General features: G+C 52.0%; 13 protein-coding genes. All 13 read left to right on the forward strand.

What is annotated here, in order from left to right; genetic code table 11:
- The first annotated feature begins 138 nt into the window (after window positions 1-138).
- The 13 genes from ACZ5BW_RS06110 to ACZ5BW_RS06170 all read left to right on the forward strand — a co-directional run bounded on the left by ACZ5BW_RS06110 (window position 139) and on the right by ACZ5BW_RS06170 (window position 13,088).
- Window positions 139-804, forward strand: a complete 666-nt coding sequence (locus ACZ5BW_RS06110; RefSeq protein ID WP_464543377.1) for a dienelactone hydrolase family protein — start codon at window positions 139-141, stop codon at window positions 802-804.
- A gap of 26 nt (window positions 805-830) precedes the next feature.
- Window positions 831-1,520 (forward strand): phosphoribosyltransferase, encoded by a 690-nt coding sequence (locus ACZ5BW_RS06115; protein ID WP_464543378.1) that lies wholly within the window; start codon window positions 831-833, stop codon window positions 1,518-1,520.
- A 68-nt stretch (window positions 1,521-1,588) separates the two neighbouring features.
- Window positions 1,589-2,971 carry an erythromycin esterase family protein gene (locus tag ACZ5BW_RS06120; RefSeq protein ID WP_464543379.1) on the forward strand — a complete coding sequence of 461 codons (1,383 nt, stop codon included), beginning with the start codon at window positions 1,589-1,591 and terminating at the stop codon, window positions 2,969-2,971.
- A 96-nt stretch (window positions 2,972-3,067) separates the two neighbouring features.
- The gene (locus ACZ5BW_RS06125) at window positions 3,068-4,138 is read left to right on the forward strand and encodes a hypothetical protein (RefSeq protein WP_464543380.1); all 1,071 of its coding nucleotides are present in this window, start codon (window positions 3,068-3,070) and stop codon (window positions 4,136-4,138) included.
- 419 nt (window positions 4,139-4,557) lie between these two features.
- The gene (locus tag ACZ5BW_RS06130; protein WP_464543381.1) at window positions 4,558-7,545 is read left to right on the forward strand and encodes a beta strand repeat-containing protein; all 2,988 of its coding nucleotides are present in this window, start codon (window positions 4,558-4,560) and stop codon (window positions 7,543-7,545) included.
- A 149-nt stretch (window positions 7,546-7,694) separates the two neighbouring features.
- On the forward strand, window positions 7,695-8,486 hold the full coding sequence (locus ACZ5BW_RS06135) for a Kazal-type serine protease inhibitor family protein (RefSeq protein WP_464543382.1): 792 nt from the start codon (window positions 7,695-7,697) through the stop codon (window positions 8,484-8,486).
- A gap of 259 nt (window positions 8,487-8,745) precedes the next feature.
- The gene (locus tag ACZ5BW_RS06140) at window positions 8,746-9,009 is read left to right on the forward strand and encodes a hypothetical protein (RefSeq protein ID WP_464543383.1); all 264 of its coding nucleotides are present in this window, start codon (window positions 8,746-8,748) and stop codon (window positions 9,007-9,009) included.
- Between the two features lie 187 nt (window positions 9,010-9,196).
- Window positions 9,197-9,646, forward strand: a complete 450-nt coding sequence (locus ACZ5BW_RS06145; RefSeq protein ID WP_464543384.1) for an Hsp20/alpha crystallin family protein — start codon at window positions 9,197-9,199, stop codon at window positions 9,644-9,646.
- A gap of 63 nt (window positions 9,647-9,709) precedes the next feature.
- Window positions 9,710-10,210 (forward strand): BCAM0308 family protein, encoded by a 501-nt coding sequence (locus ACZ5BW_RS06150; protein ID WP_464543385.1) that lies wholly within the window; start codon window positions 9,710-9,712, stop codon window positions 10,208-10,210.
- Between the two features lie 103 nt (window positions 10,211-10,313).
- On the forward strand, window positions 10,314-10,763 hold the full coding sequence (locus ACZ5BW_RS06155; RefSeq protein ID WP_464543386.1) for a CBS domain-containing protein: 450 nt from the start codon (window positions 10,314-10,316) through the stop codon (window positions 10,761-10,763).
- Window positions 10,764-10,861: 98 nt separating this feature from the next.
- The gene (locus ACZ5BW_RS06160; RefSeq protein WP_464543387.1) at window positions 10,862-11,374 is read left to right on the forward strand and encodes an Hsp20/alpha crystallin family protein; all 513 of its coding nucleotides are present in this window, start codon (window positions 10,862-10,864) and stop codon (window positions 11,372-11,374) included.
- A 170-nt stretch (window positions 11,375-11,544) separates the two neighbouring features.
- Window positions 11,545-12,018: a YbhB/YbcL family Raf kinase inhibitor-like protein gene (locus ACZ5BW_RS06165; protein ID WP_464543388.1), complete on the forward strand. Its 474-nt coding sequence runs from the start codon at window positions 11,545-11,547 to the stop codon at window positions 12,016-12,018.
- 92 nt (window positions 12,019-12,110) lie between these two features.
- The gene (locus tag ACZ5BW_RS06170; protein WP_464543389.1) at window positions 12,111-13,088 is read left to right on the forward strand and encodes a rhamnan synthesis F family protein; all 978 of its coding nucleotides are present in this window, start codon (window positions 12,111-12,113) and stop codon (window positions 13,086-13,088) included.
- The last annotated feature ends 40 nt before the right edge of the window (window positions 13,089-13,128 follow it).

Here is a 13,128-nt window from a genome sequence, read left to right on the forward strand (position 1 = left end):
GGAGTTGACTATGTTCGGCAACGAACGGAAAAGGAAGCCAGCGTTCTACAGACTGTCCAGATAACGGGTTATTTTGTCGCATTGCTCCTTTTGCTTTTGTTGTTAAGTACCTGCGTTTAATCACTAGGGATATGCGCTATGAGTTCCTTGTATGATGATGTTTCTGAAGCCCGGGCTGTTCGCATCCCGGCAAGCGAGGTCGTGCTGAATGCCGATCTGACGATGCCGCCCCACGCGCGGGCCATTGTCGCCTTTGCTCATGGCAGCGGCAGCAGCCGGCACAGCATTCGCAATCGTTACGTGGCCGAAATGTTGAACGCATATAACTTCGCCACTCTCCTTGCTGATCTCCTGACTGAAGAGGAGGAAGTTGTTGACATGCGCACGCGGCATCTGCGGTTCGATATCCCGATGCTGGCGGACAGGTTGATCGATATCGCTGCCTGGCTCCAGCAGGAGCCGCAGACGAGAGATTTGAAAATAGGCTGGTTTGGAGCGAGCACCGGCGCTGGGGCAGCGCTGATTGCAGCGGCGCAGCGTCCGGAAAATATCATGGCCGTGGTTTCACGAGGTGGACGTCCCGATCTCGCGGGTGCTTATTTACCGGAGGTTGTAGCGCCTGTACTTCTCATCGTAGGGGAAAACGACCCGCAGGTTCTGGAGCTCAACAAGGAAGCGCTCGCCCGCCTCAATACCGAATCGAAACTGGAAATCGTGCCGAACGCCTCTCACCTGTTTGAAGAACCGGGAACGCTGGAGGCAGCTGCCGGTCTTGCCGCCGAATGGTTTCAGGGCCATTGCTAGACAAGTAATAGACAGGCAATAAAGCCATGTCGGGCGCCGAGTATCACTTCGCAGACAGAGCCGAAGCAGGGAGGATGCTGGGGGAAGCGTTGTCGGTCTACGCGGGAAGAACCGACGTGCTTGTTCTGGCGCTTCCACGCGGTGGGGTGCCGGTTGCCTACGAGATTGCGCAGATGCTGGCTGTACCGCTGGATGTATGGCTTGTACGGAAACTGGGTGCGCCAGGCCAGGAGGAACTGGCAATGGGAGCGATGGCAGGGACAGGCACTCTTGTCCTCAACAAGGAAATCATCAAGCTTCTGAATATCGATGAGGCTTCCATCGATGCTGCCATAACCAGGGAGCGGACTGAACTGGAACGGCGCAACAAACTTTATCGCAGAGGCATGCCTGCCCCGGACATTCAGGGGAAAACAATCATTCTCGTCGATGACGGCCTGGCTACGGGTGCGACCATGCGTGTTGCTATTGTTTCTTTACGCGACGCCGGTGCTGCAAGAATCGTTGTGGCTGTACCCGTCGGCACAACATCGGCATGTCGAAAAATACGCCAGGAGGCGGACGATCTCGTGTGCCTGTATACACCCGAACCTTTTTTCGGGGTAGGGCAATGGTATGACAATTTCATGCAGACTCCGGATGAGGAGGTACTGGCGCTCCTGGGACAGGAAACAACCCATCGGCGAACAACCGAAGCTCCAAAGGGAGCGGCTTAAGGGAGGATTCAAGGGAGACTGAGGGAATTGCAGGACTCCCTCGCCTGAGGGTCCAGGAGGATTTCATTATGGCTGATATCGATTTTGATTACCATTTGATCGATGTGCTGGAGCAGGGCGCTCGCCCTGTGGCGGAATACGATGCTGGCCGTGAGTTGATACGCGCGGTACGCGAGCATGTGCAGGGAAAAAAGTTTGTCCTGATCGGTGAAGCGAGCCACGGTACAGCCGAATTTTATCGCCTGCGTGCTGAAATTACTCAACACCTCATTGTCGAGGATGGATTCGACGCTGTTGCGGTCGAGGCGGACTGGCCGGATGCCTATCGGGTCAACCGCTTTGTTGCGGGCCGGTCGGAAGACAAGGATGCGGATGCGGCCTTGTCCAATTTCGAACGGTTTCCCACGTGGATGTGGAGGAATACCGAAGTATTCGCTTTCATCACATGGCTGCGCAACTATAACCAGGAGACGGGGAAATACAAGCGCGAGCAGCAGGCACCGGTGGGGTCAGTGGGGTTTTATGGACTCGATTTATACAGCATGACAACCTCGATGCAGGCCGTGCTGGCATATCTGGATAAGGTCGATCCGGAAGAAGCTCTCGCCGCTCGGGCGCGCTACGGTTGCTTCGGCCAATTCATCGAAAATCCGCAGGCGTACGGTTATGCCATTGCGTCTGGGCGGTGGGATTCGTGCGAGCAGGAAGTGATCGCACAGCTCATGCAGCTTCAGCGAAAAGGGCGGCTTTACGTTGAAAAGGATGGCGCGTTTGCCGGAAACGAATATTTTTCGGCGCAGCAGAATGCTGAGCTGGTAAAAAATGCGGAGGAATATTATCGCGCCATGTTCAGGGGAAGACCCAATACCTGGAACCTGAGAGACCAGCATATGTTCGAGACGCTCGAAAAGCTCGCGAGCCATCTGGAAGACCAACTGAAGCGGGAAGCGCGCATTGTTGTCTGGGCCCACAATTCTCATCTTGGCAATGCGGCGGCCACCGAGATGGGGCGGCGCGGCGAATTCAACATCGGCCAGCTCGTTACCGAGAAATATCGGGACAAGTCGCTGCGCGTGGGGTTTTCGACCAGCCGGGGAACAGTGACAGCAGCAACCGACTGGGACGGACCCGCCGAAACGAAAACTGTCCGCGAACCGCTTGCAGGCAGTTACGAAGAAATTTTTTCGCAACTCGAAAAGAAACGCTTCTTTTTCGACCTCACCGCTGGAGGCGAAGCTGTGGGATTCTTGGGGGAGGAGCGGCTGCAGCGTGCGATTGGCGTGATCTACCGGCCTGAAACCGAGCGCATGAGCCATTACTTCTATGCCTGTCTCCCGCGCCAGTTCGATTTCATCATCCACATTGACAAGACGGAAGCGCTGCAACCGTTGCCCGCATTCGTCCACCCCCGGGCGGGCGAAGTGGATGAGACCTATCCTTCAGGCTTGTAGGAGATCGTGTTTCTCAATTCTTAAGGTGGCAGCGCAGGAAGCGAAGCGCACTGCCAGTCTGGATATGCCACATATCTACTGAATGGAGATTCGAAAATGAAAAATGAAATGGGAAAAGTTTCTCCCCTTGAAAAAGATATATTGGATGCAGCTATCAAGGCGGTAAATGCAGCACATTCCCGTCCATCAGTTATCGAAAAAAACAGGAAGCATGAACAATTCTCAGCTGTAAGTGCTGATTGTCAGAATCTTCGTGAACGAATGCTCGCAGTAGCCGGAATCGACCAAATTGAAATAGAGCAATGTAGTGAGCGCAATGCCAATGAAATGCGAGCAATCTTTAACAAAAAGAAGCAGTCGTTCATCGACCAATCTAGCATTATTGCCCAGCAATATGATCAACTCAATCGCCAAAGCCAAGGAATACTCTCCCATTTAGGAACTTTTGCTAAACCTCAACTCCTGGTTACATTAGATGCAGCAGACGCTATTGTCTTAAATCCTCCCGTCAGCCAAAGATCTGATGATTTTGAGATTGACATAAAGAGTGATCCCCCTGCTAGTAATCACAATTTTATAAAAGCTTATATGTACAGTGATACACCATTCCATCCTGGGCCCCGATTCTGCATCCCTGGCTATGCTGAATTTACTGGGGATTTCTATTTCCACTGGACCGCTAACGTAGATGTTTACGTAAATGTGGTCACATTTGTGCAACCAAATGGAACCTATTATGTAAACTCGGGATGGGATCCCTTTTTTTCTAACAAGGAATGCGTCACTTATTCCTCAAGCCTCAGGTATTTCATTCCGCCGCCTAATTTCGATCTGCATCAAAATTCAGAAGGCTATCTTATCAGTAACCTTGCTAATACAGTCAGTCAGACTTCTGATCAATATGATTATTGCACAGAAGCTGGCCCGTTCGATTTTTCGGGGACTTTTAAGTATGGATATCTAAATGACCAGTCTACACTGTTTGATAATAGTCAATTCTATCTTCCCGCTGGCTATACCCTCATTTTCGTGGTCGGGGTAAAAGGCTCGTTTCTCCAAATGGGATGCCAACCTAGCTTTCAAGAGATAGATTTCTACAAGGGTGATTTTGGAATTAATGTCCCTGGCGTGTTTTTAGGGGTATTTCCTGTATCTCCGATTCCCTAGTCTTCCCTGAATCATATTCCCCATCACGCTTTCCTACCTATACCTGCTGCCTCAACCCGTCCTTTCTCTACAATCCATCACCGAAATTCCGCCTGAGAAACACGGGAAGGGGTCAATGCATGAATAGGACCGGCTTTGCCTTGAATTTCGGCATCTTCATCCTGTCGGGAACCGAATAAGTCTTCTCCTTTCTCCTGTTTGCGAATAGTTGGCGACGTTCGCGAAGTTTCTATCTGACGGGCCGCTCTGATTCCAGCTGCGCGGAAATCCGCCTCCGTTATCTTCGATATGAATTCATACTCAATGCCTCGATTTCCTTGCTTTTTGAAAAATGCAGTCTATTTTTAAAAATGTTGCCCTTGTAGATAAAAAGAAGCCGTGAACAGATAAAAATCAAATGAACTCGGAGGAGGCATAAAATGAAAACTACGAAGAATAATCATCAGGGTATAAAAATTGAGTCCGTGGGTCGCAACGTTTTTCAGATACTGCCGATCGCAGCAGCAATGGCTGCATCCGGCGTTATTCAGCCCGCTTTTGCTGTCGATCGCACATGGTTTGGCGGCACGGGAGAGTTTGGAGTCGATACGAACTGGTCGCCCACGGGTGTGCCGGGCAGCGGTGATAAGGCAATTATCGACAGCGGGAACTCCACTCTGTCGTCCAACACATCGATAACGAGTCTTGATTTATCAGGAGGCGCCCTTGGAGGTACAGGCAACCTTACGCTCAGCGGTTTGAGTACCTGGACGGGTGGTTCCATTACTGGTGGGGCCACCACGACCTTTAACAGCACATTGGAGCTAAGTGGCAACGGTGCCAAGGTTATTTCAGGTGGGCGCATAGTGAATGCCGGCAATACCACCTGGAGCAACAATACAGGCAACGGGGCCAACGATCTCTTCTTCAACAATGGCACCTTCAACAACACCGGGACCTATACGGACACCAATGCCTTTAATGATCAGATGACGGGCAATGGGACATTCAACAACAGCGGGACTTACAACAAGCAGGCCAACACGCTTACCAACATTGGCGGAGGCGTGGGGTTCAATAACACGGGAACGGTGAATGTCAATGCGGGGACCTTGCGCCTGCAAGGGAGTGGGACTCACAGCGGCAGTTTTGCCATTGCTAATGGTGCAACGCTGGATCTCAACTTTGGTACCCATAACCTGAATGGTGCAACAACCAGCGGTGGCGGCACCTTTGAGATAAGTGGAGGCACAGCTAATCTCAATGGAGGCAGCCACACTTCGAAATTTCTGCTTTCAGGCGGAGCATTGGCAGGTACCAGCACACCCATTGGTGGTGCTGCTACCTGGACGGGTGGTTCCATTACTGGTGGGGCCACCACGACCTTTAACAGCACATTGGAGCTAAGTGGCAACGGTGCCAAGGTTATTTCAGGTGGGCGCACAGTGAATGCCGGCAATACCACCTGGAGCGGCAATACAGGCAACGGGGCCAACGATCTCTTCTTCAACAATGGCACCTTCAACAACACCGGGACCTATACGGACACCAATGCCTTTAATGATCAGATGACGGGCAATGGGACATTCAACAACAGCGGGACTTACAACAAGCAGGCCAACACGCTTACCAACATTGGCGGAGGCGTGGGGTTCAATAACACGGGAACGGTGAATGTCAATGCGGGGACCTTGCGCCTGCAAGGGAGTGGGACTCACAGCGGCAGTTTTGCCATTGCTAATGGTGCAACGCTGGATCTCAACTTTGGTACCCATAACCTGAATGGTGCAACAACCAGCGGTGGCGGCACCTTTGAGATAAGTGGAGGCACAGCTAATCTCAATGGAGGCAGCCACACTTCGAAATTTCTGCTTTCAGGCGGAGCATTGGCAGGTACCAGCACACCCATTGGTGGTGCTGCTACCTGGACGGGTGGTTCCATTACTGGTGGGGCCACCACGACCTTTAACAGCACATTGGAGCTAAGTGGCAACGGTGCCAAGGTTATTTCAGGTGGGCGCACAGTGAATGCCGGCAATACCACCTGGAGCAACAATACAGGCAACGGGGCCAACGATCTCTTCTTCAACAATGGCACCTTCAACAACACCGGGACCTATACGGACACCAATGCCTTTAATGATCAGATGACGGGCAATGGGACATTCAACAACAGCGGGACTTACAACAAGCAGGCCAACACGCTTACCAACATTGGCGGAGGCGTGGGGTTCAATAACACGGGAACGGTGAATGTCAATGCGGGGACCTTGCGCCTGCAAGGGAGTGGGACTCACAGCGGCAGTTTTGCCATTGCTAATGGTGCAACGCTGGATCTCAACTTTGGTACCCATAACCTGAATGGTGCAACAACCAGCGGTGGCGGCACCTTTGAGATAAGTGGAGGCACAGCTAATCTCAATGGAGGCAGCCACACTTCGAAATTTCTGCTTTCAGGCGGAGCATTGGCAGGTACCAGCACACCCATTGGTGGTGCTGCTACCTGGACGGGTGGTTCCATTACTGGTGGGGCCACCACGACCTTTAACAGCACATTGGAGCTAAGTGGCAACGGTGCCAAGGTTATTTCAGGTGGGCGCACAGTGAATGCCGGCAATACCACCTGGAGCGGCAATACAGGCAACGGGGCCAATGATCTCTTCTTCAACAACGGCACCTTCAACAACACCGGGACCTATACGGACACCAACGCCTTTAATGATCAGATGACGGGCAATGGGACATTCAACAACAGCGGGACTTACAACAAGCAGGCCAACACGCTTACCAACATTGGCGGAGGCGTGGGGTTCAATAACACGGGAACGGTGAATGTGCAGGCGGGTGTGTTTAATGTAGCCCACGCCATGAATAACGCTGGAACGGTAAATATCAGCGCCGGTGCAAGCTTCCAGTCTTCTTGTGGAGGTGCGGATTGTTTCGTTAACGCGGGAATTATACAAGGCAACGGTACAGTTATCACACCAACGTCTGGTTTATCCAATAGCGGTGCAATCAATCCTGGGGATGGTATCGGTCATCTTACTATAGACGGTGATCTGCATCAGGCAGCAAGCGGAGTAGTCAACTTCGAATTGGCCAGCTTGAGCAGCTTTGACCAACTCACAGTGACAGATGATGTGACGCTGGGTGGCGATATCGGGGTGTGGAACCTCGGGTATGCGCCCGTCGTCGGCGACAGCTTTGTGGTGGCTACTTTCGATGAGCGACTGGCAAATTCCACATTCACGCATGTCACCGAGCATGGGTTCGGTTCAGGTGTGAACTTCGCTGTCATTTACCATGCGCACGACGTCACGCTACAAGTCACCGCAGTTCCCGAACCGGAGCAATACGCTTTGTTTCTTGCCGGCCTGGGTCTGATGGGTATGATGGCGCGCCGGCGGAGGAATCATACCCGGGGATGACATTCTTGCCGCTCTTATCGAATTGACCGTGATCTGGATAAAAAATACAAAGCATAGATATCGCACCGGGATGGGCTTCCGGGTGCGATAGTTCATCAAAAGGGAAAGGGCAAATGATATAACCACACTACCTGTTGATGGAGGAAGCAATGAGTAAATTGGGCTTTGTTGTTTTTCTGATTGGAGCAGCCGTGCTTGGTATAACGCCGACTTTCGCAGCCCAAGGTGAAGGCGGCGGCGGAAGCGGAGATACTGCAAACCGTGCCGTTAACATCAACCTTGGCAGTACGGGAGGGGCGCTGGACAGTGCGGCGGTGATATCAGTGCGAAAGACGGTGGGGAAGGCTATCAGCGAAGAGATGGTGGACACTTTTGCTGTTTATAGTCCAAGAGTGGGAGGTCCCATTCAAATAGAGGGAGGACTGAGCGCATGCGCGGAAGCAGGCTTCAATTCGAAGCCGGGTGACTTTAAAGCTTTCGTCAAGCGCTTGCGTGACATTCGTCCCAGGGCGGGAACGTTCCTCAATGTGGAACTCACCGATCAGTGCAAACCTATTGAAGGTGGGGGCGGGGGGACGGTCTGTGGAGGTATTGCGGGGACACGTTGTCCCGATGCAAAGCAGTATTGTGACTTTGGGGCCAAATGCAAGATGCCGGACGCGCAAGGTCAATGCAAGCCCAAGCCCACCATTTGTCCGCAAATCTTCAAGCCTGTTTGCGGGTGTGATGGCAAGACTTACAGCAACTCATGCACTGCAGCAGCTGCCGGTGTTTCCGTCGAACATGAAGGGGAGTGCAAGAAGTCCGGGCCGCAAGCCTGCGGCGGAATTGCCGGCATCCCCTGCCCTGAAGGCCAAACCTGTGTGGATGATCCCAAGGATGATTGCGATCCCACACGGGGCGGCGCGGATTGTCCGGGAATCTGCAAGAGTAAAAAATAGCAGCAACGGGAATACGGGTTAATCGTTGGAAGCCTTATGACTACTCTGGATAAGCAGGTCTTGTTACCGGTTGCCGGACAGCTTATCCAGGGTTTGTCACCCGAATGTTAGGCAACGTACAGAGCGGTTCCTCGATCAGGTGTTAAAAATCGAAAGGTCCGGCCGTTAGAAAGAGCTAAGCCGCTTAATCACAATGTCACAGTGGCACAGTCACAGCGATACGGTCGCACAACCGATCAACAGTTCCAGAGGGAAAGTCTTGAGCACATCATCTGACAGAGGCAATGCAAGGATCAACAAGAGTGGGATCGAAAACCCGGTCGGGAATACAGAAGAAGCGATTACCGACAGCCCGGCAGCAACCGGGTCTTATGGACCATACAGGCAGGAACGGAGGAAAGGTCACCAGGTGATTTCTACCGCAAGTTATTACCAGGTCGAGCGGCGCGGTGGCGCCCGCTATGGTTATGGGGAAACACAGGACTGGTCGGACCCGGATCCGGAATCGGATGGAGCGCCTTAGCCTTATTCGGGCAGGAATTTGTGACAGCAGGAGACGCAGAGATTCAGGCAAAAGATTCAAGGCATGTAATGCGTAATGCCGGCAAGGTCGGCAAGGTCGAATGAGACAGAAATGAGGCAGCAAGGATAGAAAAGGTCAAAAGGTCACTCATTTAATTTACCTTCATTTAATTCGAAAGGAGAAAATCATGGCAAATATTGCTCGTCGCTCCCCCTCTTTTGGCGATATCGCGCGCTATGACCCGTTTTACAATCTGGATGACTGGTTCAAGAATTGGGGAATGCGTCCATTTTCAATGGATATGGAAAGCGTACCCCAGATCAAGATCGATCTTACCGAAAATGACACCGCCTATACGGTTCGTGCAGAGATACCTGGAGTAAAAAAGGAGGATGTCAAGGTTCAGGTAGAGGGTAACCGCGTATCCATCAGCTGCGAAACAAAGCAGGAAAAAGAGGAAAAAGAAGGTGAGAGGGTGATTTGCCGGGAATGCCATCAGGGATCGAGCTACAGGAGTTTCACGCTGGGAAGCGAAGTGGATGAGACCAGGGCCGAGGCAAAATATGAAAACGGTACATTGGAACTGACGTTACCGAAGAAGGAAGGAAAAACCGCCAAACGGATCGAGGTGAAATAATCCGGACAGTGCTCTTCGGGTCATCAGACTGATCGTTCCGCTCCACCTAACAGGAGCTCCGCCATGACGCACCCTCCATTTGTCGGCTTTCGCCAGATTTCCCGACACGACAAGCTCTTCAAGGAGCGTATCCACGATCCTTACAGGGCACGGCACAAACTGTCGGAACCCACCGTCTGTCCCAGTTGCGGGGCCGTATTCCATGAAGGGCGCTGGCAATGGGGCGAAGCGCCCGCAGGGGCTCACCAGGAAATGTGCGCTGCCTGCCAGCGTATCCGGGACGATTTCCCTGCCGGCTTCGTTACGCTGAGTGGCGATTTCTATGCCGCGCATCACAGTGAAATCATGCACATCGTTCACAATGTGGAAAAGCGTGAAAAGGTCGAGCATCCGTTCAATCGCATTATGGCCATTGAAGAAAAAGACGGGGGAACCCTGGTGACGACCACTGATATCCATTTGGCGAGAGGCATTGGCGAAGCTGTACACGACGCATATCAGGGCGATCTGGAATTTCACTATAACCCTGACGAGTATCTATTACGCGTACACTGGATGCGTTAGAAAAAACTTTGGGGCAGCATTTCGGACAAACCCGATACGTATTCCCAATTGCAACATACCTCACCGTCCCTACAATGAGAATGTGATCTAAGTGGAGCACAGGATGTCTGTGGGTGAAATTTGTAACCGTGATACTGTAATCGTGAAACGGGATGAGACGATTGTGGAGGCAGCCAAACTCATGCGTCAGCACCACGTAGGCGATGTGGTCGTTATCGAAGAGCGGGACGGCCTCAATATTCCCGTCGGAATTGTCACCGATCGCGACCTGGTGGTGGAAATCATGGCAACCGAGTTGGACGCTGCTGTCATCACCGTGGGCGACATCATGGAGCAGGAACTCGTTACCGTGAAAGAAAGCGTGGGGGTATTCGAGGCGATTCAATACATGCGCAGCAAGACGGTACGGCGCTTGCCGGTAGTGGGCGAGAATGGCGCCCTGGTGGGAATTCTTACACTGGATGACTTGCTGGAACTGCTATCGGAAGAACTGCTGGCGATTTCCCGGCTGACAAGTTATCAACGACAGAGGGAAGCAAGACAACGGCATTAAAAGACCGGCAGGATCAAGGGGCGACCGGGAATACGCGAGCGGAGTTTGCGACCACCTGGTCACTGCCGGCTTTTCCCATAATCGGAAGGAGCACGATCATGATGGATTCCGTGAAGAATGCAGGTGAAAATATCAGCCGGAGACTCAGCCGGACATGGGATCACATTTCAGACGGCTGGCGTGAACTCGTCCACCATGGCAGCGATGCCCTTACGTACTTTGTACACCGCAAGGATGAGGAAGGCAAAAGGCAGGCATCTACTGCCAGCACGCCAGCTTTTCCTCACTGGAGTATTCTGGCAGGAGATATGGAAGAAACGGACAAGGAAATCGTGGTACGGATAGAAGTGCCTGGCATGGAAAAAAAAGACTTTGAGATCAGCATAGAGGGCAACATGCTTTCTCTGAGAGGGGAAAAACACTTTGAGCGTGATACAAATGACAGCAGATATCATGTCATGGAACGTGCCTACGGCGTTTTCCAACGAAGCCTGCCGTTGCCGGCGGAGGTGGATGCAGACAAAGCGGGAGCGGACTACAAGAACGGCGTGCTGACCGTTCGTCTTCCCAAGCTGAACATTGAAAAGGGCAGGCTCATTTCCATATCATGATAAGGTGGCATTTTGCTTTTCAGCGCCGGCGCGCCCTACCAAAGATTACGCTTATCTGCCTGCTCGCAGGCGCAATGACGGCTATGCTGGCAGCTTCGATCTCTATGGCGGCTGAGCCAGATATTCTCTTGAGTCAGAAAGAAAGAAAACCAAAGAAGGAGGAGTCTCGCATGTCTATGACAATAATATCTTCATCCTTTGCTAATCACGGAGAGATTCCTATTCGTCATACCTGTCAGGGACATGATACTTCACCCGAGCTGTTCTGGGAAAATATACCGGAAAATGCGAAAAGCCTGGTTTTGATTGTGGATGATCCGGATGCGCCCGATCCTGCCGCTCCCAAGCTGACCTGGGTGCACTGGGTGCTATATAACATTCCTCCTGCGGCTCAAGGTTTGCCTGAGGGAGTGGCGGAAGCCGATCTTCCCATTGGAACGCTCGGCGGACTCAATGACTGGCAGCGCACAGGGTATGGCGGGCCCTGTCCCCCTGTCGGCAAGCATCGATACTTTCATAAACTCTACGCGCTGGATATCATGCTTCCCGATCTGAAACATCCCACCAAGGCAATCCTCGAGCAGGAGATGCAGGGACATGTCATCGCGCAATCGGAACTCGTGGGGCTGTATCAGAAGCAATAGGCTGCTACTGTCTTTTTTCTTTTTTACGCTCCGGTTTATCCAGCGCGGTTCTGTACACTCAAGAAGATAAACGCGCAATGCATGGGTCGGTCATGAAAGTCCCATCTGAGGAGCTGTCTGAATTGCGGCACAAACCCAATTGCGCTTTACCCATAAAGTGGGCGGTGAAGGGCGTAGTCAAAGACTTGAAGTATGCGCGAGACCTATCCTTTCATCTGCTTAAACGGGAGAAGGAGGGTGAAAAGCCGCTCGTGAGGTTGTATGAAAAGGCTATATCTCCCCGTTATGATCGTCCTGTTTGCCTTTTTTGCAGCTTCGACAAAGATAGCGTTGTCAGGGAGAACGTGTATTACTACCTCAACGCTTTGATGCTGGCCGGCTTCGATATCGTATTCATCAGTTCGAGCAGCATGATTTCAGGAAGCGATCTGGAAAAGCTGTCCCGATGCTGTATCGCAATAATAAACCGTGAGAATAAGGGATACGATTTCTATGGGTGGAAAACGGCGCTGGAAAAATATCCCGAATATCGCGAACACAGCGGCCTTCTGTTAGCCAACGACAGCGTTCTCGGCCCACTTTTCAGTATTGACAATATCATTGCCAGACTCGAAGGCAGCGAGGCTGATATCGTGGGAATGACGGATTCTTTTCGTTTTTATCCCCACCTGCAGTCCTATTTCCTCTACTGCAAGAAAAAAGCTGTGTCCTCCGATGAATTTCTTCGTTTCTTCGCGGAAATCGAGGTTCTGGAATTCAAGCCGGCCATTGTTCGCAGATATGAAGTCGGTTTTTCCCGCTTTCTCAGCCGTCGCTTTCGTCTTTCAGCGCTCTACAGTCTGGAACAGGTTCTTGCTCAAACTGATTACAATCATAGACCCCTGCAATGGGTCGAGTCGACCTTTCATCTGCGGAAGCCGCTTATTACCGAGTTTCGATTCCCGTTCCTCAAAAAAAGTGTGCTGACAAGAAAGGGTGTGAGTCTGGGGGAAGTTTCAGCGATCCTCGCAGAAGCCGGTTCTTCCTACGAGACAGAAATTCTCAACGACTGGATGTCGCCCCGCGGATAAGACGTGATTTTGCTCGATGGCGGTTCCCCTTCGTCATTCC

The sequence above is a fragment of the Nitrosospira sp. TNL300 genome, assembly GCF_055385915.1.